Source organism: Citrobacter sp. CK189 (assembly GCF_030333505.1).
In the GTDB taxonomy this organism is placed as follows: Bacteria; Pseudomonadota; Gammaproteobacteria; order Enterobacterales; family Enterobacteriaceae; genus Citrobacter_B; species Citrobacter_B koseri.
In genome coordinates this window covers 238,622-263,007 of the sequence record NZ_JAOWFV010000040.1, presented here as the reverse complement: position 1 = coordinate 263,007, position 24,386 = coordinate 238,622, and the positions used below count along the sequence as shown (strand labels likewise).

Sequence of the window (24,386 nt, the reverse complement as noted above, 5' to 3'; positions counted from 1 at the left end):
ACAAAAAGATAAGTGCGTCCTGATAATCCAGGGCGACAGCTGGCACCACATAAAACAACGCCACCCGAAGGTGGCGTGTTTTTTTATCAGCACTGGTCTCTGTCTAACCAGTTACCGCTTTCAATCAGCGTTAACCCTTCGACCGGACGTTGGTACACATACATCCATGCGCTTCCGTACGGTGTCTGGATTAACTGGCGTGCATATTCGCCGCCCCTGGTGCGCAAGGCATCAAGTTCGGCCAGCGTGGCGTTATCAATACGATAAACTTCACCGTGTACCGATCCGTTTCCCGGAACTGCGCCTGGATAGTGGCCCAGGCTATACAACTGGTAGTTATCGATACTGTAATCGCCCAGCAACTGGGCGTTGGTCATCCAGTGGCTGTTGCCCTGTTTGCGTCGTAAACTGCCGTAAACAAATATTCGCATTGCTAAAACTCGAACTGATAGAGCAAATCAAGTGCCTGATCTACGCCAGACACTGCTTCCAGATATAGCTTAGGCATCAGGCGATAACGTAACGTGAGCGTCGCCAAAGAGTCAAATATACCCACACCATATTTCACTTGCAGACCTGGCAGCACATATCCGCTGACCACAACCTGGGATGAGTCGCCCACCCCTTGCGTGTCCAGCGCCAGATTGCTTACGCCAAATGTCTCCCCGATTTTACCCACAACCTGACCACTTTGTGCAACCCCCAGACCAACAAGCATTGAGGTCATCGCCGCACTGTCGCTCTGATCGCTCTCCAGCCCCTGGCCGCGCAGCAGGTAAGATAGCGCCTCCTGCTGGGACATCGCCGGGTCGGAGAAGATTTCCGCTTTCGGCTCATCTGCGGTGCCGGTCACGCGCACCCCGGCAATGACGTCGTTCTCCGTCGATTCAGGATTACGAATCGCCTCGATGTTGAGCAGTGGCTGATCCGGCGGGCCAGAGAACAGCAGTTCCCCCTTACGCACGATCAGATCCTGACCATACGCATGGAAGCGCCCGTCAGGAATATTGATCTGCCCGTTAAGCCCCAGTCCCTGTTTATCCTGCGCAACTTTCAGGTCGCCGGTCAGACGCGCTTTCAGGCCAAAGGCATCCATGCGGACGTTGTTCCCTACGTGGACAATCAGGTTGCTGTTGATCGGAATCGACGCGCTCTGCGGATTTTCAGGCTGTAGATCGTTATTGAGCATGACTTCATCACTGGAGACGCCTACCGCGCTTTCCGGCAGTTCATGCACCACGATACGCGCCCACGGCACATCCACGCGTCCATCCAGCGTGAACAGGCTCGGCGTCGCCTCAAAGACCACATCCGGGGAAACATCCAGCCGCACCATCGGCGGCACGGTGATACGCACGCGGCTGCCTTTCGCCGCCACGCGGGCGCGCCAGTTATCTATCTGGCTCCAGTCAGCGTCGCCGCTCAGATTAATTTGCCCCTGCTGCGTGCGCACCACGCCTTGCAGAGTTGAGCGCGTACCGTTGAAATTCATCGCCAGTTGGCTTGGCTGCATATCAAACGGCATAAAGTTGCCATCCACATCCAGGCCGCTCAGCTGTAGCTGACCAAACATCTGTGGGCTTTGCACGTCGCCCCCCAGACGCAGGTTTGCGTTCAACATGCCCGCCGCTTTTTCGCCGCGCGAGAAGACAGGGTTGATCATCGCCAGGTTGAAGTTGCGGATATTGACGTTACCGCCAATATTACGCCGCCCTTGCGGATCGGTTATCTGTACCTGCCCGTCGAACTGACCGTTATTGGTCAGACGGATCATCCAGCCTAACTGCGCCCGGTTATTGTGCAGATCGGCATTCAGGTTCAGCGTGTCGAAAGCCACCGGTAACGGCGCGTCATTGACCCGTTGCGTTACCTTCACGTTACGACCCGACAGCGTGACCTGCCCTTGCGGCAGCCCCTCTTTGGTGGTGTCCCACGCGACATCCGCTTTCCCGCTAAAGACGCCGCTGGCCTGCGTGGCGTCCGGCATAAACGGCTTCAGCATCGCCAGATCGAAACGGTTGAGATTCACCACCGCCCGTCCTTCTGCCCCGGCATCGATTGTTTGCGGTACGCACAGCTCCGCATTCGGGTTCGTCCAGCAGTGCGGCCCGATGCTGATTTTCTGTTCCTGGTTACGGTAATCCAGCGCAATGGCGCGCGTCAGCGACCACGGCCCCACCGGCGTCTGGAAGCGCGTATTGCTGAGCGTGCCTTTCCAGCGCGCTTCTTTACGGTCAAAACTGCCCGCAAGCGCAAGCTGCCCGGAGACCGGCTCGCCCTGAATCCGCAGTTGCAGTTCATGCTGCTTTTCGCTGCCTTTGGCATTCAGGGTGACGAGGTTGATATTGACGTCCGGTTGCGTAATCCGCTCAACGCGAACGTCAAGATTCCCGGCGATCTGGTCGGTGGATTTGATGTCCCCTTCCACACGCACCTGCGCCACCGACAGCTCCTGCCAGCGTAATCCGCGCGCGTTGATATCCGCCAGCAGCTGCGGCGCATCGACCGTACCACGAACCTTCACCAGCCCTTTGGCGGTACCGCCCAGCCCCGGCAGCGCGTTATCCAGATTCGGCGCATCAATCGTGGCGTCGAGATTGAGATCCTTAATGCCCAGTTCGCCTTTCACATCGGCGCTATTGCGTCCCAGCTCCAGATGCAGACCCGGAATGATCCACTGCATGTAGCTGTTACCCTTCAGAGAGCCGTTAACATTGACCTTGTTCTGCTTCACGTTACCGGTCAGTTTCAGCTCAGGCACATCCATCTGCCAGCTGCCGCCATAGAGGCTTCCCCGGGTTTTGATCAGGCCGTTGAGCGTAGAAGGCCAGTCCGGGATCTCTTTCGCCGTGTTGATGCCGTCCAGCGTCAGTTCGCCGCGCCAGCTGATCGCCTGCTGCCAGTCGACCAGCGCTTTCAGCTCGGTTTTCCCTTCCAGCGCCGCCACGGTGAGCTTATCGAGATTGATCTGCTGTTCGTTGCCTTTCGCATCCAGGGTAATGGTGGCGGGCGGAATGTCCTGCCCCTTCACCGCCGTGCGCATCGACAACGTGTAGTCGGTCATCTTGCCGGTAAGTTTGAGTTTGATATCGTCGGCCTGGAACTGCTTGTCGCCGGTAAACGGCCAGTAAACCTGGCGGCTTGCCACTTCGACGTTCAGCGGCAACCCGGCCTCGGCGAGGCGCGTCTGGGCGCGCAGATCCATATCCACCGGCCCGGAGAGGTTAACGCCGATCTCCAGCTGTTCACGCAGCGCGCCGCCTACCTTCAGCTTCACCTTTTCGCCTTTCAGCGGATCGATATTCAGCGTGCTGTTGAGGGTGATATCCACCGGCCACGAGTTGGTCAACTGCGCCGTTCCGGTCGCATTGACGGTGCCCTGGTTGGCGTCGATATCCAGCGCATCCAGTTTCATATTGCCGTCGATGCTACTGACTTTCAGCAGCATGTTGCGCACCGTCAGGTCAGTATCGCCCGTCACACGCAGCTGTTCGCCCTTAAACTCCTCAATATTAAGGTTGAGCGGCAGATGCACATCGGCCATCTCCGGCAACACGGGCTTTGAGAACAGATCCTTCAGCGTCTCGCCAAGCGGCTTTTCATCCGGTTGGGGATGGTCAATCTTCGGTTCAACCACCTCTTCCTGCGCCACTTCCGCCACTTTTGGCAGCGCGATTAGCAGCCCCTGTAGCGAAGTGGGCTTCAGAGTCAGGGTTTTCTCCTGCCAGTTAAGGCCGGAGGTGAAATCCATCACCGAGACGGTCGTATCATCAATTTTGAGATTGATATTGCTGAGCGCCACGCGTGAAAGCGTGATGGGATACGGCGTGGAAAGATTCAGCGGCCCGCTGTCCTCTTCTTCCTCCACCGGTTCGGAAGGCGGCATTTTTTTGCTGTCGATGGCGACGTTGATGTCCTTCAACGACAGATCGTTAACACACAGGCTGCTGTCCCACAGGCAGCCGAGTTTCACCGCCAGGTGGATTTCACCGGCATTCACCGCCACGCCGGGCTGATCGTAACGAATATTTTTCAGCGACAGGTCACGCCAGCCGCCAGTTACCTGACCGATCTCCAGCCCCGGCACCCAGCGGTTCGCCGCGTTAAAGACCAGATGCAGCCCCGTCGTGGTGCCCACCAGGAACGCCACGGTTCCCAGCAGCAGCAGAATAAAAATCAGTACGCCGAGGCTTATTTTCTTCCATAAACTCATAATTCAGGCCCCAGACCGATGTAAAACTGTAAACCGTGTTCGTCTTTGTCACCAACCGGCACGGCAAAATCGAGCTTGATCGGCCCGACCGGAGACTGCCAACGCACGCCAACCCCGGCGCCGGTTTTAAAGTCGCTCTTACGGATATCGCTGACGGCTTCGCCGCTGTCGACGAACATCGCCCCCCACCATTTTCCGGTCACGTTGTACTGGTATTCCAGCGAGCCCGTCACCAGCTTCGACGCCCCTTTCAGGTTGCCGTCGCTGTCTTCCGGCGAGATAGATTTGTATTTATAACCGCGAATACTGCGATCGCCACCAGCGAAGAAACGCAAATCCGGCGGCACTTTGTCGAAATCGCCGGTCTCAATCCAGCCCAGGTTGCCGCGCATCACGAAGCGATGGCGATCGTACAGCGAGCGAATCCAGACGTTTTGCGCCTGAAATACCGAGAAATCCACGTCCGAACCCCAGGCGGTGTTCGAGTAATCGATGGAATAACGCTGGGAATCCCCCCACGTCGGCATCAGGCCGCCGCGCGATCGGGTACGGCTGATCATCACGCCCGGATAGAGCAGCATGGTGGTGTTGGTGACGTTACCCTGCGTAAAGTGGTCGAGACTCCAGCGCAGATTGATGGCGCGCTGCCAGCCGCTGGAAAGGTCCCAGTAGCGGGAAACGGCAAGCGTGGAGGAGTCCGCCTCGGTGTCGTTGAGATCGGTGCGCTTAATCCCCCCCTGAACCAGATAGTATTGTTCCAGCGGGTTCTTTAAGAGCGGCATTTTATAGCTGAAATCGACCTGCTGCTCCGGGGCGGAGATACTGGCGCTGGTGGTCAGACTGTGGCCGTAGGAGTTCATCCACGGTTTTTTCCACGTCGCCTTCACACGCGGCCCGACGTCGGTAGAGTAGCCGACGCCCGTTTCAATGGTGTTTTCAGTACGTGGCGACATGACGCCGTGCAGCGGCAATACTTTGGTTTCGCGCGCTTTATCAAATTCAGGCGCGACGACGACCGAGTTAAACCAGCCGGTGGCCGACAGACGGCGGTTCAGTTCCGCCAGGTCTTTCGACTGGTAGTAATCTCCCTCTTTGAACGGGATCAGGTTTTGCAGATACTCGTCGCGAATCTGCGAACCTTCGAAAGTGACCTGGCCAAAGCGATAGCGCTCGCCGCTGTTGTAATCGATGTCCCAGAACGCCTGATGACGATCGAGCGACACGCCTAACTGGCTTTTATTAAATTCACTGTCGAAATAGCCTTTACGTAGCGCCACGCTGGTTAATGACTTTTTGAAGCCGTCATAGTCGCCATGATTCAGCACGGTTCCGATGGCCGGACGCGTTTTCAGCAAATCCAGATAATCCCTGTCGGTACGCGCGCCGCCGCGTAAAATCACTTCTGTTCCGCCGATGCGAACCGGTTCGCCTGGCGTCACTTTGGCGAGCAAGACCTGACGCCCCTTCTCCGGCGGCGGGCGCAGCTCAAAATCAATGGTCGGCTCGTAGTAGCCCAGCGCTTTTAATCCTTCGCGGATGGCATCATCAACGCGCGCGCGAAAACGCCGGTCCGGCGTCACTTCATCACTTTGAATCGTAGACAACTGCGCACGAACGTTTTTTTCCAGCTCGCCCGATAACCCCTCGACCTGTAAACGGACGTTTGCGGCTACGGCAGAACCGCTTAAGCACAGTAAGCTAACCCAGCATAACTGACGGATATATGGCACGTTTTCTCCTGAATATCCCTTATTCCCACCCCTGGAAGGAAATCACAATGCCGCTCCACGGCTTAACAAAAACCCAACAACCGGGATTGAAAAACAGACGACAACCCAAATATTTCTTATGTTTACTCTAGACGCATTCACTGTAACTATTGTGTGCAAAGACGCGTCTCGTTACAACCTTAACCCCAATTACTGATTTCGGGAGAATGGCCCATGAGTTTATTTGATAAAAAGCATCTTGTTTCACAAGCAGATGCCCTACCTGGACGCAATACCCCGATGCCAGTGGCAACTTTACATGCGGTAAACGGACACTCAATGACAAACGTGCCCGAAGGGATGGAAATTGCCCTCTTCGCCATGGGTTGCTTCTGGGGCGTCGAGCGTTTGTTCTGGCAATTACCTGGCGTTTACAGCACCGCAGCGGGATACACCGGCGGCTACACGCCAAACCCAACCTACCGGGAAGTCTGCTCCGGGCAAACCGGCCACGCCGAAGCGGTACGCGTCGTCTACGATCCGCAGGTTATCAGCTATGAACAATTGTTGCAGGTCTTCTGGGAAAATCACGATCCGGCGCAAGGTATGCAGCAGGGCAACGATCACGGAACGCAGTACCGCTCGGCGATTTATCCGTTAACGCCAGAGCAGAACGCCGCCGCACATGCCAGCCTGGCGCGTTTCCAGAGCGCGATGACTGCGGCAAACGACGATCGCCACATCACCACCGAGATCAACACCGCCACCCCGTTTTACTATGCCGAGGACGATCACCAGCAGTATCTGCACAAGAATCCGTATGGCTATTGCGGCATTGGCGGGATCGGCGTGTGCTTACCGCCGCAAGGTTAATTCAGCGCCTCTGGCGGCTTTACAGTTCCTTACGCTATACTAGCGACTGAAATTACCGGCCCACATCCTTCGGGCCGGTTTTCAATGTGTATATCACACGGATTTATCAACTTCCCCTTCCGAGGATCTGACCTGAACGGTCGGATAAGATATGTTAAACAGTATTTTAATTATACTCTGCCTGATCGCTGTGAGTGCGTTCTTCTCGATATCCGAGATCTCGCTTGCCGCTTCACGAAAGATAAAACTCAAGTTGCTGGCTGATGAAGGCAACATCAATGCGCAACGCATCCTGAAAATGCAGGAAAACCCCGGGACGTTTTTTACCGTGGTGCAAATTGGCCTTAACGCTGTCGCCATTCTGGGCGGTATCGTCGGCGATGCCGCATTCTCTCCGGCCTTTCATTCGTTGTTCTCGAACTATATGTCGCCAGAACTCTCCGAGCAGTTAAGCTTCGTGCTCTCCTTCTCGTTAGTTACCGGTATGTTCATCCTGTTCGCCGATTTAACCCCGAAACGCATCGGTATGATTGCGCCAGAAGCCGTGGCTTTGCGTATCATCAACCCGATGCGCTTCTGCCTGTTCGTTTTCCGCCCCTTAGTGTGGTTCTTCAACGGCCTGGCAAACAGCATTTTCCGCCTGTTTAAAATCCCGATGGTGCGTAAAGACGATATCACCTCGGACGATATTTACGCCGTCGTGGAAGCCGGGGCGCTTGCTGGCGTGCTGCGTAAGCAGGAACACGAGCTGATTGAAAACGTGTTTGAGCTGGAATCGCGTACCGTGCCGTCTTCCATGACGTCGCGTGAAAACATCATCTGGTTCGATCTGCACGAAGATGAGCAAAGCCTGAAAAATAAAGTCGCGGAGCATCCGCACTCAAAATTCCTGGTGTGTAATGAAGATATCGACCACATCATCGGCTACGTTGATTCTAAAGATCTGCTCAACCGCGTTCTGGCAAACCAGAGTATGGCGCTTAACAGCGGCGTGCAGATCCGCAACACATTAATCGTGCCGGACACCCTGACCCTCTCTGAAGCGCTGGAAAGCTTTAAGACGGCGGGGGAAGACTTCGCGGTGATCATGAACGAATACGCGCTGGTGGTCGGGATTATCACGCTGAACGACGTGATGACCACGCTGATGGGCGACCTGGTCGGCCAGGGTCTGGAAGAACAAATCGTGGCGCGCGATGAAAACTCCTGGCTGATCGACGGCGGAACGCCGATTGACGACGTCATGCGCGTGCTGGATATCGACGAGTTCCCGCAGTCTGGCAACTACGAGACCATCGGCGGCTTTATGATGTTTATGCTGCGTAAAATCCCGAAACGCACCGACTCGGTGAAGTTCTCGGGCTATAAATTTGAGGTAGTGGATATCGACAACTACCGTATCGATCAGCTACTGGTAACGCGCCTCGACACTAAAACCAGCATCCTGGTCCCTAAACTGCCGGATAGCAAAGAGAAAGAAGAAGGCCCGGCATAAATGCCCGGTCCTGGAAACATCAACGGCTCCCATTGGGAGCCGTTTTTTTATACTACTTTAAACTACTGCATAGCACTTTGGTTAAGCCATCTCAGTTTGCAGACGCAGAACCTGACGGTTAACTTCGGACATCACAGACAAATGCTGCTTATCCTTCACTTTTGGGATAAGAATCTTGCCCTTATCAAACTCAAAAGCGCCAACGTCCTTGATATATAACCGTCCACGGAACAGGATCTTCACGTACTTCGCCACCTGTAGCGGGTTGTACCGTTGGAAAATTTTCATTGTTATCTCCTGCTGAGCGTTACGCCTTTGCGGTGCCACATTCGGCCCAGCTGTTCTAAGGCGCAAATTTTAATGCCATATGACTATAGACTATCTCTACGATGTTTCCAGTGTGTATAAGTTTATTTACCTTTTCATTACAGTTATTCAGAATTATCTATTCACCGATTCGCTGTCTTCAGTATAAGTCTTCATTTTTCGCAGGATTTGTGCGCCCGTCCGCAAACTGGCATCACGCTTGCGGGAAAAAGCATCATTCGCACATATGATTAAACCTCAGATCCAAGTGGTCGGATCACCTGCAAAAAATAAAGAAGGAAACCCCATGACCTTACGTAAACTGCTGGCGCTGTCGTGCCTGTTACTGCCGATGATGGCCTCCGCGCATAACTTTGAAACCCATCAGCGCGTATCACCGATTGGGATCGCCGATCGCGGCGAACTGATTCTTGATAACAACAAGTTTAGCTACAAAAGCTGGAATAGCGCGCAGCTCCCCGGGAAAGTTCGGGTGTTGCAGCACATCGCCGGGCGAACGTCAGCGAAAGAGAAAAACGCCGCGCTGATAGAAGCGATTAAATCCGCGAATCTCCCGCATGACCGCTACCAGACGACCACTATCGTCAACACCGACGACGCGATTCCGGGCACCAGCATGTTTGTGCGCAGCAGCATCGAGAGCAATAAAAAACTCTATCCGTGGTCACAATTTATTGTCGACAGCAATGGCGTGGCGCGTAAGGCATGGCAGCTTGAAGAAGAGAGCTCCGCCATTGTGGTGCTCGATAAAGACGGGCGTATTCAGTATGCCAAAGACGGCGGGTTAAGCCCGGCAGAGGTGCAGCAGGTGATCGCCCTGCTGCATAAGTTGCTGAATAATTAATAGATAGAGACCCGGAAGCCGGGGTTAAGGAACGATTCACGCGGGGTATAGTCCAGGGGTTTCCCCTGCCAGTTGTGAACGTGCGCCCCGGCCGCAGCGGCAACGGCATGGCCTGCGGCAGTGTCCCAGACGCAGGTCGGCCCAAAGCGCGGATACAGCTGCGCCTGCCCTTCCGCCACCAGACAAAACTTCAGCGATGAGCCGATGGAGGTCGTCTGATGCTCGCCCAGCTGTTGCAGGTACTCTTGCAGCTCGTTGTCGGCATGGGAGCGGCTAATCACCACCAGCGGCGGTCGCGCGTCGCGCACCTGAATCTGTTTACGCACGCCGCACTCTTCTTTCCAGGCTTTTCCTTCCGCAGCGCTGTACATCACTTTCATGACGGGCGCGTAGACCACGCCCAGAATCGGTTTACCTTTATCAATCAGCGCAATATTGACGGTAAACTCGCCGTTACGTTTGATGAACTCTTTGGTGCCGTCTAACGGGTCAACCAGCCAGTAGCGCTGCCAGTGCTGGCGCACATCCCAGGAGGGCGGATCTTCTTCCGACAAAACCGGGATATCCGGCGTCAGCGCCTGTAACCCTTCCAGTATCACCGCGTGGGCGGCAATATCCGCCGCAGTAACCGGAGAATCATCCTGCTTGTTAGTGATTTCAATCGGTTTGATTCCATCGTAGACCTGCATAATGGCATCGCCCGCATTCCGTGCAAGCTGGCATACATGTTCTAGCATTCTCCACCTCGTTTATGGCAGTGGCGTTTAACTCTTTGTTTTACTTATACCCCATCGTAAATGAATCCGCCATCTGTGATAGCGATTGCGGTTTTAATGGCTGAATTCATGTCATGATTCACAGTTCTGTAAGCAACAAGACTTATATACATTTTCTTTTGTGTTTCAGATCTAAAAAAGGATGCCTCTGATGATTAAGTTTAGCGCAACGCTCCTGGCCACGCTGGTCGCCGCCAGCGTGAATGCGGCGACCGTCGATCTTCGGATTATGGAAACCACTGATTTGCATAGCAACATGATGGATTTCGATTATTACAAAGATACAGCGACCGAAAAATTCGGACTGGTACGCACAGCAAGTTTAATTAACGCCGCCAGAAATGAAGTCAAAAATAGCGTGCTGGTCGATAACGGCGATCTTATTCAGGGGAGTCCGCTGGGCGATTACATGGCGGCAAAGGGGCTGAAAGCTGGTGATATTCACCCTGTCTACAAGGCGTTGAATACGCTGGATTATGCGGTCGGCAACCTCGGTAACCATGAATTTAACTACGGTCTGGACTATCTGCATAAGGCGTTGGCGGGCGCGAAGTTCCCTTACGTGAATGCCAATATCATCGACGTTAAGACCAAAAAGCCGCTGTTTACGCCTTATCTGATCAAAGAGACTGACGTGGTCGATAAAGAGGGCAACACGCAGACGCTGAAAATTGGCTATATCGGTTTTGTCCCTCCGCAGATTATGACCTGGGATAAAGCCAACCTGAGCGGCAAAGTCACCGTCAACGACATTACCGAAACCGCCCGTCAGTATGTGCCGGAGATGCGGGCCAACGGCGCCGACGTTGTGGTGGTGATTGCCCACTCCGGGCTTTCCGCCGATCCGTACCAGACAATGGCGGAAAACTCCGTGTATTACCTGAGCGAAGTCCACGGCGTTGACGCCATCATGTTCGGCCATGCGCACGCGGTCTTCCCTTCCAAAGATTTTGCCGATATCAACGGCGCGGATATCGCAAAAGGTACGCTTAACGGGGTACCGGCGGTCATGCCGGGTATGTGGGGCGATCATCTGGGCGTGGTGGATCTGGTGCTCAACAACGACAGCGGCAAATGGCAGGTGACCGATGCGAAAGCCGAAGCGCGGCCCATTTACGATGCCGCCGCGAAAAAATCGCTGGCCGCAGAAGATAAAAAACTGGTGGGAATCCTGAAAGCCGACCACGATGCCACCCGCGAGTTCGTTAGCAAACCGATCGGTAAGTCCGCCGATAACATGTACAGCTACCTGGCGCTGGTGCAGGACGATCCTACCGTGCAGGTGGTGAACAACGCGCAGAAAGCGTATGTCGAACACTTTATTCAGGGCGACCCGGATCTGGCGAAACTGCCGGTGCTCTCTGCCGCTGCGCCGTTTAAAGTCGGTGGACGTAAAAACGATCCTGCCAGCTTTGTTGAAGTGGAAAAAGGTCAGCTTACCTTCCGCAACGCCGCCGATCTTTACCTCTATCCGAATACGCTGGTCGTCGTAAAAGCCAGCGGCAAAGAGGTAAAAGAGTGGCTGGAATGTTCCGCCGGGCAGTTCAATCAGATTGATGTCCACAGCAGTAAACCGCAGTCATTGATCAACTGGGACGGTTTTCGCACCTATAACTTTGATGTGATTGACGGCGTGGAGTATCAGATTGATGTGTCGCAGCCTGCACGCTACGACGGCGAATGCCAGACGGTGAATCCGCAAGCGGAACGTATTAAAAATCTGACCTTCAACGGCAAGCCTGTCGATCCGAACGCTATGTTCCTGGTCGCGACCAATAACTATCGCGCCTACGGCGGCAAATTTGCCGGTACGGGCGACAGTCACATCGCCTTTGCATCACCGGATGAGAACCGCTCCGTGCTGGCGGCGTGGATTGGCGCGGAGTCGAAGCGTGCGGGGGAAATCCACCCGGCGGCGGACAACAACTGGCGTCTGGCGACAGTTCACAGCGACACGAAACTGGATATCCGCTTCGAAACCTCGCCGTCCGATAAGGCTGCCGCGTTTATCAAAGAGAAGGGACAATATCCGATGAATAAAGTCGCTACCGATGACATCGGTTTTGCGATTTATCAGCTGGATTTGAGTAAGTAAAACCACGCCGGGTGGCGGCTTCGCCTTACCCGGCCTACGCGATCGACATGCCGTAGGCCAGATAAGCGCAGCGCCATCCGGCAAGCCGTTATGCCGCTCGCTCTTTCCGCTGTGCCAGCACCTGCGGCAAATTGAGTTCGATCCAGTCTGCCAGCGCGGCGACCTTCTCACTCACCTGTTCACCCAGCGTCGTCAGACTGTACTCCACATGCGGCGGCACCACCGGGTACGACACCCGATGAATAAATCCATCCTGCTCCAGCGCCTGTAATGACTGCGCCAGCATTTTTTCACTCACGCCGCCCATCTTGCGGCGTAAATCGCTGAAGCGGTGCGTTCCATCACGCAGTGCCACGAGAATTAATACGCCCCAGCGGCTGGTGACATGCTTTAACACCTCGCGAGAAGGACACTGCTCGGCAAACAAATTGCCATCGCGAAGCTGCTGAGAAAGCGTCGGGTTCGTCATCTTTACACTTACCTTTTTGTACGTACTTACTAAAAGTAAGTTTAAGTGCTAGCTTAATGAAACACAAGACGAACACAGGGAGATCCCCCATGATTGCAATTACCGGCGCGACCGGCCAACTGGGCCAACACGTTATCGATACCTTACTGAAAACCGTTCCTGCCAGCCAGATTGCGGCGATTGTCCGTAACCCCGCGAAAGCTGACGCGCTAACCCGACTGGGCGTTACCGTACGCCAGGCGGACTACAGCGACGAAGCCGCGTTCACGGCAGCGTTGCAGGGCATCGACAGATTGCTACTGATCTCATCAAGCGAAGTCGGGCAACGTGCCGCTCAGCACCGCAACGTGATTAACGCGGCAATAGCCGCAAACGTGAAATTCATTGCCTATACCAGCCTGCTGCACGCAGACCGTTCCCCGCTGGGCCTGCATGTTGAACATGTGGAAACCGAAAAAATGCTGGCGGATTCAGGCATTCCTTACGCCCTGCTGCGCAACGGCTGGTACACCGAAAATTACCTGGCGAGCGCGCCAGCGGCCCTGGAGCACGGCGTCTTTATCGGCGCGGCCGGAGAAGGCAAAATCGCCTCCGCAACCCGTGCCGATTACGCTGCCGCAGCCGCTCGCGTCATCAGCGAAGAAGGCCATGCCGGTAAAGTGTATGAACTGGCAGGCGACGAAGGCTGGACGCTGAGCCAGTTAGCCGCCGAACTGGCAAAACAGAGCGGGAAAAAGGTCGTCTATCAGAACCTGAATGAAGCCGATTTCGCCGCCGCGCTGAAAGGCGTGGGCCTGCCAGCAGGTCTGGCGGATATGCTGGCTGATTCTGACGCGGGCGCCGCAAAAGGCGGCCTGTTTGACGACAGCCATACTCTGAGCGCACTGATCGGTCGCCCGACAACCTCGCTGGCGGAAAGCGTCAAAAGCATCCTGTAAGTGTTAAAAACAGGTTAATTGTTGTGGCATCCCTGCTGGCCATCTCTGATAATGAACAGATGGCTTTCAGGGAGAGACAACGTGCAAGGCGTACCCGAACAGTTTAGCGATGAGAAAGACAGCGCCCGCTTTCGCCATCTGGCGCAGGTGCCGGGGGTTGAGCTGTATCATGCGCATATCTCACGTTACGCTTTCGAGCCTCATACCCACGAAGCCTTCGGTATCGGCGCGATTGAAGCCGGCGCCGAACGCTTTCGCTATCGCGGTACGCAGTACGTTGCCCCCGTTCACTCCGTTGTCACCATGAATCCCGATGAGCTGCATACCGGCGAAGCGGAAACCGCCGACGGCTGGCGCTATCGGATGATTTATCTCGATCCCGATCTGCTGGAAGAAGTGACCGGGGTTCGTCACTGGTGGTTTCATGAGGTCACGCGCCACGATCCGCTGCGCTCACGCCAGATCTGCACGCTGATCCACGGCCTGTGGCATACCGACGATCCGCTGGCGCAAAAAGGGCTGCTGCTCGATCTGATCGACACCTTCCAGCCGCTGGCGCGCCATGCGCCGGAAGTGCGGGAAGGCGGGCATCGCTTTGAGCGCGTGCGGGACTATCTGCACGACAACTATATGCATCCGGTCACGCTTGACGAACTGGCGCGGGTCGCCTCATTAAGCCCCTGGCATTTTCAGCGTCAGTTCAAGGCCCATTTCCACGTTACGCCGCACCAAATGCTGATGGCGATCCGTCTGTGGCGGGCAAAGGCGTTTCTCACGCTCGGGATGCCCGCAGCGGATGTGGCGGCCGCCACCGGGCTAACCGATCAATCTCATCTCACGCGCGCCTTTACCCATCGCTACGGCATTACGCCAGTGCGCTATCAAAAACAGGTTTATCCGCGCTAATGCGCAATCTCATACAATACTGGCGCATTTCTCCTGCCTACACTTTTCGCAATGTGAAACGATGTGGATATCAACGATGATTAGCGGCGTGTTGTATGCCCTGCTGGCAGGGTTAATGTGGGGACTGATTTTTGTCGGACCGTTGATCGTACCGGAGTATCCGGCGGTATTGCAGTCGATGGGGCGCTATCTGGCGCTGGGGTTAATTGCTGTGCCCCTGGCGTGGCTGGGGCGTGCGCGCCTGCGCCAGTTGACGCGCAAAGACTGGATAACCGCACTCGCGCTGACGATGATGGGCAATCTGATCTATTACGTCTGCCTGGCGAGCGCTATCCAGCGCACGGGAGCCCCCGTTTCCACCATGATCATCGGCACGTTGCCGGTGGTGATCCCGGTGTTTGCCAACCTGCTCTACAGCCAGCGAGATGGTAAGTTATCCTGGCGGCGTCTGGCGCCTGCGCTGGCGCTCATCGGCGTTGGCCTGCTGTGCGTCAATATTGCGGAGCTGAATCAGGGGCTGCCGGAGTTTAGCGGCTGGCGCTACGGTTCAGGTATCGCGCTGGCGCTGGTTTCCGTTGTGTGCTGGGCATGGTACGCGTTGCGTAATGCCCGCTGGCTGCGGGAAAACCCGGATAAACATCCGATGATGTGGGCAACAGCACAGGCGCTAGTGACGCTTCCCGTTTCGCTGCTGGGTTATGTTGCGGCCTGCATCTGGTTGGGTAAGCAGATGCCCGGCTTTCCTCTCCCCTTTGGCCCCCGACCTGATGTCTTTGTCGCCCTGATGGTCGCCATTGCCGTGCTCTGTTCATGGGTGGGGGCGCTATGCTGGAACGTCGCCAGCCAGAAGCTGCCGACGGTGATTCTGGGGCCCTTGATCGTGTTCGAAACGCTGGCTGGCCTGTTGTACACCTTTATACTGCGCGAGGAATTTCCACCGCTGCTGACGGTAAGCGGCATTGCGCTGCTGATTGTTGGGGTGGTGATAGCCGTCAGAGCCAGACCGCAGAAACCCGGCGTCGTCGTGGTTTCACAATCATAATGTGCCGGATGGCGCTGCGTTAATCCGGCCTACAAGATATTATCCTGTAGGCCGGAGCAGAGGTTAAACTTTAAACACCGCTACCGTCTGGGTCAGACGTGCCGCCTGCTCTTCAAGCGCAACGGCGGCAGTCGCCGACTCTTCCACCAGCGCGGCGTTCTGCTGCGTCACGCGATCCATCTCCGCCACCGCCAGGCCAACCTGGTCAATGCCGCGACTTTGTTCATCAGATGCAGAGGCAATCTCCCCCATGATGTCGGTCACACGGGTTACCGCACTGACAATTTCCGCCATCGTTTCCCCCGCTTCATGCACCAGCGCGGAACCCGCGCTGACCCGATTACCGGAGTCATCAATCAGCGTTTTGATCTCTTTCGCCGCCTGCGCGCTACGCTGCGCCAGCGTGCGCACCTCGCCAGCGACCACCGCAAAGCCACGGCCCTGTTCGCCCGCGCGAGCGGCTTCCACCGCCGCGTTCAGCGCCAGGATATTGGTCTGGAATGCGATACCGTCGATAACGCTGGTAATCTGCGCGATTTTGCTGGAGCTGGTGGCAATTTCATCCATCGTGCGCACAACGCCGTCCACTACGTTGCCGCCCTTCTGCGCCGTCTCAGAGGCATTTTTCGCCAGGCTGGACGCCTGACGCGCGTTGTCGGCGTTCTGTCTCACGGTTGCGGTGAGTTGTTCCATACTGGCGGCAGTCTCTTCCAGCGATGCGGCCTGCTGTTCAGTACGCGAAGAGAGATCGCTACTGCCTGTCGCAATTTCACCCGCACCGGTATAGATCGTGTCAGCGCCTTCACGTACCACGCTGACCGTGTTCGCCAGCGCCTGCTGCATCTCATGTACGTTATGCGCCAGTAGCGCCATTTCATTACTGCCTTCGGTATGGATATTGCGCGTCAGGTCGCCTGCCGCAATATGGCGGATATGTTCCATAACATCATGCAACGGTTTAAGTAAGACACGCTGCATTGCCAGCCAGCTAATCACGATCACCGCGACAACCGCCAGCATAACGGCCGCCAGAATCCACAGAATGCGCTGGTAGTCCTGTTCATTTTGTTGAATGCCCGCGTTCGTCAGTTCGGCCTGCGCGGCACGCCATTCCAGGTACACGTCCTGCATCGCCGTCTGTTTTTGTTCCGCATTCTGTTTGAACATCTCTTCCAGTTGTCCTGCGGCAAGGAAGGTATTCATTTTCGCCAGCGTCGCGGAGTAGATGCCGTACTGCTCTTCCAGACGGTCGGCCAGGTGTTCATCCAGCCCCGGCGTTTCTGGCAGCGCGTAGTATTTATCGTAATGACGCTGCGCATCAGCCAGCAGGGCATTCGCCGTCTTCACCAGTTCATTTAGCTGACCGCCGTTGATCTCATTGGCCATGCTACTTTGCAGGCGCAACATGCCGCGGTTAAGCGTGACGCGCGCCTGGTTCAGGCTGATCCAGGCATCGGTAAACTCCGCGACGTTCTGGCTGGAACGCTGCGATACGGTAAAATTTTGCTTATCGTTATTAAGCGCGCTGATAAAAACGCCCGCCGAAATAAGCTGCATCGCGCCGAGGGCGAGTAATACGATAATCAGTAAGGTTATAACTTTGATTCGTTTGAACATTTGTTGCCTTTTACTATGCAGGTATTGTCAGAGGTCTAACTATCGGCAGTGCCGCCGGCATATTTAATTTTGCCCGGCGACTTGCCGCGCGTATTCCTGCCCTTTTCAATAAGATTCAGCACGTTAAGGCACAAACATTTTTTTGTGATGGTCATCACGTTTTATTTTGACCCGAAAGGGTTATATCTTCGGCTTAAAGATGCATTTAAAATACATCTTATATTATTGAGAATGAGGTAACGGCTATGTCTTTTCGCGATCAACCTTTAGGTGAACTGGCGCTCTCTATTCCTCGCGCCTCGGCGCTGTTTCGTAAGTACGATATGGATTACTGCTGCGGTGGTAAGCAGACGCTCGCGCGCGCTGCTGCACGTAAAGAGCTGGATGTAGAAGCCATTGAAGCAGAACTGGCACAGTTGGCTGAACAACCGATTGAGAAGGACTGGCGTACCGCGCCGTTGGCCGAAATTATCGACCATATTATCGTGCGCTACCACGACAGACACCGCGAGCAGCTGCCGGAGCTGATCCTGCAAGCCACCAAAGTGGAACGCGTTCACGCAGATAAACCCAGCGTACCGAAAGGTCTGGCGAAATACCTGACTATGCTGCATCAGGAACTTTCCAGCCACATGATGAAAGAAGAGCAGATCCTGTTCCCGATGATCAAACAAGGCATGGGAAGCCAGGCAATGGGCCCGATTAGCGTCATGGAAAGCGAACACGATGACGCTGGCGAATTGCTGGAAGTGATCAAACACACCACCAACAACGTCACGCCGCCGCCAGAAGCCTGCACCACCTGGAAAGCGATGTACAACGGCATTAATGAAATGATTGACGATCTGATGGAGCACATCAGTCTGGAAAACAACGTCTTGTTCCCGCGCGCACTGGCCGGGGAATAATGTGTTGCCGGATGGCGCTAACGCTTATCCGGCCTACAATCCGTAGGCCCGGTAAGCTTTGCGCCACCGGGCATCAAGATTAACGCACTCCTGCCATACGTTTCTTACCGATAAACAGCCAGCCCAGCCCCAGCGCAATAAACCACAGCGGCGTGACGATCAGCGCCTGACGGGTATCATCTTCCAGCGTCAGCAGCACCAGCACAAAGACGAAGAACGCCATACACACCCAGCACATCAGCTTACCAAGCGGCATCTTATAGATGGACTTCTCATGCAGGTGCGGACGCTGCTTACGGTACACCAGGTACGAGCAGAGAATGATGGTCCAGACAAACATGAACAGAATAGCCGACACCGTCGTGATCATGGTGAACGCGCCAATCACGCTCGGATTGATGTACAGCATCACCACGCCGCCCAGCAGACAGATACAGGAGAAGGTCAGCCCTTTCGCCGGCACCGCGCGCTTAGACAATTTAGCGAACGCTTTCGGCGCCACGCCCTCTTGCGCCAGACCAAACAGCATACGGCTGGTAGAGAACACGCCGCTGTTGGCGGAAGAGGCCGCAGACGTCAGCACCACGAAGTTAATCAGGCTGGCGGCGGCCGGCAGTCCTACCAGTACAAACAGCTCAACAAACGGGCTCTTGGTTGGTACTACCGAGCTCCACGGCGTGACCGACATAATGATGATCAGCGCAAAAACGTAGAACATGATGATACGAATCGGGATTGAGTTAATCGCGCGCGGCAAGGATTTCTCCGGGTCTTTGGTCTCTGCGGCGGTGGTGCCCACCAGTTCAATCCCCACGAACGCGAATACCGCTATCTGGAAGCCAGCAAAGAAGCCGCTGATCCCTTTCGGGAACCAGCCGCCATCATTCCACAGATGAGTAAACGACGCTTCAACCCCGGTCGGTGATTTGAAGTGCATCATAACCATCACCAGACCGACGACGATCAGCGCCACGATGGCGACAATCTTGATCATCGCGAACCAGAACTCCATCTCGCCGAACATTTTCACGGTCGCAAGGTTAAGGCTCAGCAGCAGAACAACGACCGCCAGCGAGGCGACCCAGTCGGAAAGGCCGGGAAACCAAAACTGCGCATAGGCGGTAATCGCAACGACGTCCGCCATCCCGGTGACTACCCAGCAGAACCAGTAAGTCCAGCCGGTGAAATATCCCGCCCACGGCCCGAGCAGGTCGGAAGCGAAATCACTGAAGGATTTATATTCCAGATTCGAGAGCAGCAATTCACCCATTGCCCGCATGACGAAAAAGAGCATAAAACCGATGATCATATAAACGAAAATGATCGACGGCCCGGCGAGGCTGATCGTTTTACCGGAACCCATAAATAAGCCGGTGCCGATGGCGCCGCCAATCGCAATAAGCTGAATATGACGGTTTGTGAGATTGCGCCGTAGCGACTGTTCAGCCGGTGCCTGTTCGTCGGCAACGACTTTTACCTGATCTACCATGTTTTTTCTTCCTGTACCTGTCTGTGTTGTGCAGGCTCTGCGGCCTTTAGTGCGTCATATGATACGACGATCCTGTTATCAGGACTCATCGATATTAGGTAAGAATCGGCGGGATGAATACTAAGATTTAGATATAATGTTAATTATATGTTTAAAGTGAGTGTCATATCACTCTGGCAACGCGAATTAGCTCACAAAAATACACGCAATAGCTACATTTGCAAGATAAAATATCGACATCTGGCTAACTTACGGTTTTCTTGCATATTTTCTGTTCCCCCCAACAAAGAGGGGAACAGAAGTCACTGCTTACAGGATTTCCAGCAGTTCTACGTCAAACACCAGAGTGCTGAACGGAGGAATGGACGCGCCCGCGCCACGCTCGCCGTAGGCCAGTTCCTGAGGGATAGTCAGTTCCCATTTGGAACCAACCGGCATCAGGGTCAGCGCTTCAATCCAGCCTGGGATCACGCCGTTCACCGGGAATTCAGCCGGTTCACCGCGCGCAACGGAGCTGTCAAAGACGGTGCCGTCGATCAGTTTGCCGGTGTAGTGTACGCGTACACGGTCAGTACGCGCCGGAATCGCGCCTTCACCCTGGGTGATCACGCGGAATTGCAGACCGGATTCGGTGCTGTTCACACCCTCTTTCTCACGGTTTTCTTCCAGATATTTGACGCCATCTGCCGCCATTGCCTGGAAACGTTCGCGACGTACGGCATCCGCACGTTCGTGAATTTCACGCAGCGCGCGATGCACCACATCAACAGGCACTGCCGGGTGTTTGCCTTCCAGCGCATCAGCGATACCTGCCACCAGCGCTTCAGGCAACAGACCTTCCAGACCGGATTCGCTCAGCTGCTGCCCTACCTGTAAACCAATGCCGTAGCTTGCTTGCGCTTCGATAGTGTCAAAAGTCGGGGTTGCCATCATATTTCCTTTCATCGGAGGTAAAGTAGCGGGCAGCATAACAGCCACGTCTCTTCCGGTAAAACTTTGTCTCGGGAAGAGATGACAAATCGCGGGGAAAAAGAAACAATAAGAATAACCCATGCTGATGTCACGAAAGCGGGTATAACTACGAACATCATAGCGTTAGGCATCTATACTCTATGATTGAGGAACGAGACGCGGAGCAGGAGGAAAGCCATGCCCGGGCGCTTTGAACTAAAACCAACCCTGGCGAAAATCTGGCATGCACCGGACAATTTTCGCATCATGGACCCGCTGCCGCCTATGCATCGCCGTGGCATTATTATTGCCGCTATCGTGCTGGTGGTCGGTTTTCTGCTTCCCTCGAATGATACCCGCGATACGCCCGTCGTCACGCGTAATGTCCAGACAGATATCCAGTCACAGTCGCAACCGCCGACGGAAGCCGAACTTCAGGCGCAACTGGTCGCCCCGCAAAACGATCCGGGACAGGTCGCCCCCGTAGCGCCGGAACCCATCCAGGAAGGTCAACCGGAAGAGCCGCCGCAGACGCAGCAATCCCAGCCGCAAACACAGCCTTTCCAGCAGAACGGGGGAATTGACCAGCAGTGGCGCTCCTATCGCGTGGAGTCAGGTAAAACGCTGGCGCAGTTGTTCCGTGACCACGGCCTGCCGCCAACGGACGTTTACGCGATGGCGCAGGTTGAAGGCGCAGGCAAGCCGCTGAGCAATCTGAAAGATGGCCAGATGGTGCAGATCCGCCAGAATGCGAATGGCGTGGTGACAGGATTGACCATCGATACCGGTAATGACCAACAGGTTCTGTTTACCCGTCAGCCAAACGGCAGCTTTATTCGCGCCCGTTAAGCGCGCAAATTGCCGGATGGCGGCATCGCCTTATCCGGCCTACGGCACCCGCGATTGCAGGCCTGATAAGCGGTAGCGCCATCAGGCGTTACCGCTTCACCTTGTTCACCCACCAGATCCCCGAACACACCAGCACCAGCGCAACCGCATATTTCAATTCAAAAATATTTTCGCCGAGGAAAATCGCCGACAGCACCGCACCAGAAACCGGAATCAGGAAGTTAAACGGCGCAATCATCCCGACGCGGTTGTACTTGAGCAAAATACTCCACAGCGCAAAAGCAACAGACGAGAGCAGCGTCAGATAGCCCAGAATCGCCACAGAAGCGAGGCCGTGCACGGAGAGCGAGCCGCCGAAGGCATAGCCGCCAATCACCAGCGCCAGGCCGCCGATGCCAAGCTGATAGCCCGTCATCACCGTTGGGTCAACCGTCTGCGAAATACGTTTACCGTAAAGGGTCGCGGCAGAAAGAATAAAAGCAGCCAGCACCACGGAGCCATCACCCAACAGGCTAAAGCTGAAATCCATCAGCCCGCTGTTGAAGTTCACCACCATCACCCCGGCAAAGCCAAGAATACAGCCGAGGGTTTTGTTGTAGCTCAGTTTGTCGTTCTGGTAGATGAAGTGCGCCAGCAACACGCTAAAAAAAGTGCCTGTGGCATTCATGATCGATCCTTTCACGCCCGTGGTGAACGCCAGACCGATATAGAAAAAGATATATTGCAGCGAGGTTTGCGTCAGCCCCAGCAGGGTCAGTTGGCCAAACTGGCGCGGGCTTAAGCGGCCGATCGGTTTACGCTGCGCCATCGCCAGCAACAGCAGCAATAACCCCGCGAACAAGAAACGGTATCCGGCAAAGACAATTTTTGACGGGATATCATCTGTCGCAATCTGAAAGATCTCGTACCCGCTTTTTATCGCCGGGTAGGCGCTTCCCCATAACAGACAACAAAATGCCGCCCCCAGATAGACAACGTTTTTACGCGCGAACAGGGGCTGCTGGTGGGTTATCTCCATTCCATCACCACTTTGAAATAATGTTTTATTTTTTATTATCCCGAAAAGGGTAAAGAATAGCCAGTGCGAAAAACAGGGGGGCAGAAAAGCAAAACGCCAGCACAAGGCCGGCGTTTTTACGCGATAGAAGAATAAAACTTATTCAGCTACTACGTTTACAGTCAGTTTAGCGAATACTTCGCTGTGAACCTGGAAGTTCACTTCGTGCTCACCAGTGGTACGCAGAACGCCGTTCGGCAGACGAACTTCGCTCTTAGCCACTTCAACGCCTGCTGCTGTTACAGCGTCAGCGATGTCGCGAGTACCGATGGAACCGAACAGTTTACCTTCGTCGCCAGCTTTGGACGCGATGGTTACGGTTTCCAGGGCGTTGATTTTCTCTGCGCGTGCATTTGCAGCAGCCAGAACGTCAGCCAGTTTAGCTTCCAGTTCAGCGCGACGTGCTTCGAAGAACTCAACGTTTTTCTTGGTAGCAGGAACAGCTTTACCCTGTGGTACCAGGAAGTTACGAGCGTAGCCCGCTTTAACGTTAACCTGATCACCCAGGCTACCCAGGTTTGCTACTTTATCAAGCAGAATAACTTGCATTACCTTATCCTCTCAAAGTCGTATTAATGGACCGTGGCCGATTACTGATGACGATCAGTGTACGGCAGCAGGGACAGGTAGCGAGCGCGTTTGATAGCGCGAGCCAGCTGACGCTGGTATTTTGCACGGGTACCGGTGATACGGCTTGGGACAATCTTACCGCTTTCGGTGATGTAGTTTTTCAGCGTAGCGATATCTTTATAGTCGATCTCTTGAACGCCTTCCGCGGTGAAACGGCAGAACTTGCGACGACGGAAATAACGTGCCATATGGCTAGTCTCCAGAATCTATCAATTCAATCTGCTCGGCATGCAGAACCATTTTGCTCAGACCGTTCTTTGCCTTGTGGCAAGAGATGAACCCCTGAACGGTTATGCGGCTGCCGACCGTTATACTGTGAGTAATGGCCTGGTTTTCGTGTCCGCTAACAATAACGGGCATTTGACACCACGCCTGCCGGTGAAACCCGGCTTCCTCCTGCACAGAACGATGCTCAAGCACGAACTGGCAGTGCGGAATTCCTGATGGACTGACCTTTCGAAGGGGCATCCTGCACACGGTGCCGGACAACGCCAGACGGTTGGTCATCAGAAATTACTCTTCAGAATCCCCAGCATCTGCATCATCTGCGGTTTCGTTTGCGAAATCATCGCGACGCTCACGGCGCTCGTCTTTCGCTTTAACCATCGGAGATGCTTCGGTAACAGCGTGCTTAGTACGCATTACCATGCTACGGATAACGGCATCGTTGAAGCGGAAGTTAGTTTCCAGCTCATCGATCACTTCCTGCGGCGCTTCAACGTTCAGCAGAACGTAGTGAGCTTTGTGCAGTTTGTTGATCGGGTAAGCCAGCTGACGGCGGCCCCAGTCTTCCAGACGGTGGATCTTACCTTCTGCACCAGTGATTGCACCAGTGTAGCGCTCGATCATGCCCGGAACCTGTTCGCTCTGGTCAGGATGGACCATAAAAACGATTTCGTAATGACGCATCGAATTGCTCCTTACGGATTATTCAGCCTCCTGTCTGGGTCAGCCGAATCCCGGGGAGGCAAGGAACGTGTTAAAGGTCGGCTGAAAAATGACGCGTCATAATACTTGCGCCCATGAGGAAACACAAGTTGATTGCGCAAAAATTCACACGAAGCGCAAAGACAGGTTAACCATGTGATTTAAAATTAATCACATGGCATCGCGCCAATTTTTTGAACAACTGCATCAGAAATGGTCGCTATCGACTTCGCTGGTAGCGATTAAAATTAAATCAGAAGCAATTCACTTA

23 protein-coding genes are annotated in these 24,386 nt (G+C 54.7%); 9 read left to right on the top strand and 14 right to left on the bottom strand.

Annotation, left to right across the window (positions count from 1 at the left end; translation table 11 throughout):
- Window positions 1–86: 86 nt before the first annotated feature.
- Genes OGV83_RS19575 through tamA form a run of 3 tightly spaced genes read right to left on the bottom strand, consistent with a single transcriptional unit; the run spans window position 87 to window position 5,943 of the window.
- Window positions 87–431, bottom strand: coding sequence for a gamma-glutamylcyclotransferase family protein (locus OGV83_RS19575; protein WP_012134386.1), 345 nt, complete (start codon window positions 429–431; stop codon window positions 87–89).
- A 2-nt stretch (window positions 432–433) separates the two neighbouring features.
- Window positions 434–4,213, bottom strand: coding sequence for an autotransporter assembly complex protein TamB (tamB, locus tag OGV83_RS19570; protein ID WP_286464392.1), 3,780 nt, complete (start codon window positions 4,211–4,213; stop codon window positions 434–436).
- On the bottom strand, window positions 4,210–5,943 hold the full coding sequence (tamA, locus tag OGV83_RS19565; RefSeq protein WP_012134388.1) for an autotransporter assembly complex protein TamA: 1,734 nt from the start codon (window positions 5,941–5,943) through the stop codon (window positions 4,210–4,212). Before tamA ends, tamB begins: the two co-directional genes overlap by 4 nt.
- Before the next feature lie 213 nt (window positions 5,944–6,156).
- Between tamA and msrA the strand changes: the two genes are divergently transcribed.
- Window positions 6,157–6,795: a peptide-methionine (S)-S-oxide reductase MsrA gene (gene msrA, locus OGV83_RS19560; protein ID WP_024130782.1), complete on the top strand. Its 639-nt coding sequence runs from the start codon at window positions 6,157–6,159 to the stop codon at window positions 6,793–6,795.
- Window positions 6,796–6,946: 151 nt separating this feature from the next.
- Complete coding sequence (paeA, locus tag OGV83_RS19555; RefSeq protein WP_012134390.1) at window positions 6,947–8,290, top strand: polyamine export protein PaeA; 1,344 nt, start codon at window positions 6,947–6,949, stop codon at window positions 8,288–8,290.
- 81 nt (window positions 8,291–8,371) lie between these two features.
- On the opposite strand, the gene OGV83_RS19550 is transcribed toward paeA, so the two are convergent.
- Window positions 8,372–8,578: a DUF1107 domain-containing protein gene (locus tag OGV83_RS19550; RefSeq protein WP_004857160.1), complete on the bottom strand. Its 207-nt coding sequence runs from the start codon at window positions 8,576–8,578 to the stop codon at window positions 8,372–8,374.
- Between the two features lie 325 nt (window positions 8,579–8,903).
- Here OGV83_RS19550 and OGV83_RS19545 point away from each other — a divergent pair, with 325 nt between their 5' ends.
- Entirely contained in the window at window positions 8,904–9,461 is a 558-nt protein-coding gene (locus tag OGV83_RS19545) for a YtfJ family protein (RefSeq protein WP_024130783.1), read from the top strand.
- Here OGV83_RS19545 and cysQ read toward each other — a convergent pair.
- The gene (gene cysQ / locus OGV83_RS19540) at window positions 9,458–10,198 is read right to left on the bottom strand and encodes a 3'(2'),5'-bisphosphate nucleotidase CysQ (RefSeq protein WP_012134392.1); all 741 of its coding nucleotides are present in this window, start codon (window positions 10,196–10,198) and stop codon (window positions 9,458–9,460) included. The genes OGV83_RS19545 and cysQ overlap by 4 nt on opposite strands.
- A 190-nt stretch (window positions 10,199–10,388) precedes the next feature.
- On the opposite strand from cysQ, the gene OGV83_RS19535 reads away from it, so the two are divergent.
- On the top strand, window positions 10,389–12,332 hold the full coding sequence (locus OGV83_RS19535) for a bifunctional 2',3'-cyclic-nucleotide 2'-phosphodiesterase/3'-nucleotidase (protein WP_286464390.1): 1,944 nt from the start codon (window positions 10,389–10,391) through the stop codon (window positions 12,330–12,332).
- A gap of 88 nt (window positions 12,333–12,420) precedes the next feature.
- Here the strand turns inward: OGV83_RS19535 and OGV83_RS19530 are convergent, their stop codons facing one another.
- Entirely contained in the window at window positions 12,421–12,801 is a 381-nt protein-coding gene (locus OGV83_RS19530; protein ID WP_012134394.1) for a winged helix-turn-helix transcriptional regulator, read from the bottom strand.
- Between the two features lie 89 nt (window positions 12,802–12,890).
- Here OGV83_RS19530 and OGV83_RS19525 point away from each other — a divergent pair, with 89 nt between their 5' ends.
- The 3 genes from OGV83_RS19525 (at window position 12,891) to OGV83_RS19515 (ending at window position 15,687) form a co-directional block, all read left to right on the top strand.
- Window positions 12,891–13,739 carry an SDR family oxidoreductase gene (locus tag OGV83_RS19525; protein WP_058668468.1) on the top strand — a complete coding sequence of 283 codons (849 nt, stop codon included), beginning with the start codon at window positions 12,891–12,893 and terminating at the stop codon, window positions 13,737–13,739.
- Window positions 13,740–13,820: 81 nt separating this feature from the next.
- A complete protein-coding gene (locus OGV83_RS19520; RefSeq protein WP_047459432.1) occupies window positions 13,821–14,645 on the top strand; it encodes an AraC family transcriptional regulator in 825 nt (274 codons plus the stop codon).
- A gap of 76 nt (window positions 14,646–14,721) precedes the next feature.
- A complete protein-coding gene (locus OGV83_RS19515; protein ID WP_058668467.1) occupies window positions 14,722–15,687 on the top strand; it encodes a DMT family transporter in 966 nt (321 codons plus the stop codon).
- A gap of 63 nt (window positions 15,688–15,750) precedes the next feature.
- Here the strand turns inward: OGV83_RS19515 and OGV83_RS19510 are convergent, their stop codons facing one another.
- Complete coding sequence (locus OGV83_RS19510) at window positions 15,751–17,304, bottom strand: methyl-accepting chemotaxis protein (RefSeq protein WP_012134399.1); 1,554 nt, start codon at window positions 17,302–17,304, stop codon at window positions 15,751–15,753.
- A 245-nt stretch (window positions 17,305–17,549) separates the two neighbouring features.
- On the opposite strand from OGV83_RS19510, the gene ytfE reads away from it, so the two are divergent.
- Entirely contained in the window at window positions 17,550–18,212 is a 663-nt protein-coding gene (gene ytfE, locus OGV83_RS19505; protein ID WP_012134400.1) for an iron-sulfur cluster repair protein YtfE, read from the top strand.
- 79 nt (window positions 18,213–18,291) lie between these two features.
- Here ytfE and cycA read toward each other — a convergent pair whose 3' ends face one another.
- Both cycA and bamJ read right to left on the bottom strand, forming a co-directional pair.
- Complete coding sequence (gene cycA / locus OGV83_RS19500) at window positions 18,292–19,701, bottom strand: D-serine/D-alanine/glycine transporter (protein ID WP_012134401.1); 1,410 nt, start codon at window positions 19,699–19,701, stop codon at window positions 18,292–18,294.
- A gap of 309 nt (window positions 19,702–20,010) precedes the next feature.
- Window positions 20,011–20,631: a BamJ family beta-barrel-assembly machinery protein gene (gene bamJ / locus OGV83_RS19495; protein WP_024130787.1), complete on the bottom strand. Its 621-nt coding sequence runs from the start codon at window positions 20,629–20,631 to the stop codon at window positions 20,011–20,013.
- 219 nt (window positions 20,632–20,850) lie between these two features.
- On the opposite strand from bamJ, the gene OGV83_RS19490 reads away from it, so the two are divergent.
- Window positions 20,851–21,501 carry an OapA family protein gene (locus OGV83_RS19490; RefSeq protein ID WP_012134403.1) on the top strand — a complete coding sequence of 217 codons (651 nt, stop codon included), beginning with the start codon at window positions 20,851–20,853 and terminating at the stop codon, window positions 21,499–21,501.
- Window positions 21,502–21,589: 88 nt separating this feature from the next.
- Here OGV83_RS19490 and OGV83_RS19485 read toward each other — a convergent pair whose 3' ends face one another.
- The 5 genes from OGV83_RS19485 to rpsF form a co-directional block, all read right to left on the bottom strand.
- Window positions 21,590–22,519, bottom strand: coding sequence for a DMT family transporter (locus OGV83_RS19485; RefSeq protein WP_049010943.1), 930 nt, complete (start codon window positions 22,517–22,519; stop codon window positions 21,590–21,592).
- A 138-nt stretch (window positions 22,520–22,657) separates the two neighbouring features.
- Window positions 22,658–23,107: a 50S ribosomal protein L9 gene (rplI, locus tag OGV83_RS19480; protein ID WP_012134405.1), complete on the bottom strand. Its 450-nt coding sequence runs from the start codon at window positions 23,105–23,107 to the stop codon at window positions 22,658–22,660.
- A 41-nt stretch (window positions 23,108–23,148) separates the two neighbouring features.
- Window positions 23,149–23,376: a 30S ribosomal protein S18 gene (rpsR, locus tag OGV83_RS19475; protein WP_000135199.1), complete on the bottom strand. Its 228-nt coding sequence runs from the start codon at window positions 23,374–23,376 to the stop codon at window positions 23,149–23,151.
- Between the two features lie 4 nt (window positions 23,377–23,380).
- Window positions 23,381–23,695 carry a primosomal replication protein N gene (gene priB / locus OGV83_RS19470; protein WP_012134407.1) on the bottom strand — a complete coding sequence of 105 codons (315 nt, stop codon included), beginning with the start codon at window positions 23,693–23,695 and terminating at the stop codon, window positions 23,381–23,383.
- Between the two features lie 6 nt (window positions 23,696–23,701).
- On the bottom strand, window positions 23,702–24,097 hold the full coding sequence (gene rpsF / locus OGV83_RS19465; protein WP_012134408.1) for a 30S ribosomal protein S6: 396 nt from the start codon (window positions 24,095–24,097) through the stop codon (window positions 23,702–23,704).
- Window positions 24,098–24,386: the final 289 nt, after the last annotated feature.

Bases quoted from the DNA above. Each gene is read 5' to 3' on its own strand.
- OGV83_RS19575 (WP_012134386.1), bottom strand. From the start codon at position 431: ATGCGAATATTTGTTTACGGCAGTTTACGACGCAAACAGGGCAACAGC.
- tamB (WP_286464392.1), bottom strand. From the start codon at position 4,213: ATGAGTTTATGGAAGAAAATAAGCCTCGGCGTACTGATTTTTATTCTG.
- msrA (WP_024130782.1), top strand. From the start codon at position 6,157: ATGAGTTTATTTGATAAAAAGCATCTTGTTTCACAAGCAGATGCCCTA.
- paeA (WP_012134390.1), top strand. From the start codon at position 6,947: ATGTTAAACAGTATTTTAATTATACTCTGCCTGATCGCTGTGAGTGCG.
- OGV83_RS19550 (WP_004857160.1), bottom strand. From the start codon at position 8,578: ATGAAAATTTTCCAACGGTACAACCCGCTACAGGTGGCGAAGTACGTG.
- OGV83_RS19545 (WP_024130783.1), top strand. From the start codon at position 8,904: ATGACCTTACGTAAACTGCTGGCGCTGTCGTGCCTGTTACTGCCGATG.
- cysQ (WP_012134392.1), bottom strand. From the start codon at position 10,198: ATGCTAGAACATGTATGCCAGCTTGCACGGAATGCGGGCGATGCCATT.
- OGV83_RS19535 (WP_286464390.1), top strand. From the start codon at position 10,389: ATGATTAAGTTTAGCGCAACGCTCCTGGCCACGCTGGTCGCCGCCAGC.
- OGV83_RS19530 (WP_012134394.1), bottom strand. From the start codon at position 12,801: ATGACGAACCCGACGCTTTCTCAGCAGCTTCGCGATGGCAATTTGTTT.
- OGV83_RS19525 (WP_058668468.1), top strand. From the start codon at position 12,891: ATGATTGCAATTACCGGCGCGACCGGCCAACTGGGCCAACACGTTATC.
- OGV83_RS19515 (WP_058668467.1), top strand. From the start codon at position 14,722: ATGATTAGCGGCGTGTTGTATGCCCTGCTGGCAGGGTTAATGTGGGGA.
- OGV83_RS19510 (WP_012134399.1), bottom strand. From the start codon at position 17,304: ATGTTCAAACGAATCAAAGTTATAACCTTACTGATTATCGTATTACTC.
- ytfE (WP_012134400.1), top strand. From the start codon at position 17,550: ATGTCTTTTCGCGATCAACCTTTAGGTGAACTGGCGCTCTCTATTCCT.
- cycA (WP_012134401.1), bottom strand. From the start codon at position 19,701: ATGGTAGATCAGGTAAAAGTCGTTGCCGACGAACAGGCACCGGCTGAA.
- bamJ (WP_024130787.1), bottom strand. From the start codon at position 20,631: ATGGCAACCCCGACTTTTGACACTATCGAAGCGCAAGCAAGCTACGGC.
- OGV83_RS19490 (WP_012134403.1), top strand. From the start codon at position 20,851: ATGCCCGGGCGCTTTGAACTAAAACCAACCCTGGCGAAAATCTGGCAT.
- OGV83_RS19485 (WP_049010943.1), bottom strand. From the start codon at position 22,519: ATGGAGATAACCCACCAGCAGCCCCTGTTCGCGCGTAAAAACGTTGTC.
- rplI (WP_012134405.1), bottom strand. From the start codon at position 23,107: ATGCAAGTTATTCTGCTTGATAAAGTAGCAAACCTGGGTAGCCTGGGT.
- rpsR (WP_000135199.1), bottom strand. From the start codon at position 23,376: ATGGCACGTTATTTCCGTCGTCGCAAGTTCTGCCGTTTCACCGCGGAA.
- priB (WP_012134407.1), bottom strand. From the start codon at position 23,695: ATGACCAACCGTCTGGCGTTGTCCGGCACCGTGTGCAGGATGCCCCTT.
- rpsF (WP_012134408.1), bottom strand. From the start codon at position 24,097: ATGCGTCATTACGAAATCGTTTTTATGGTCCATCCTGACCAGAGCGAA.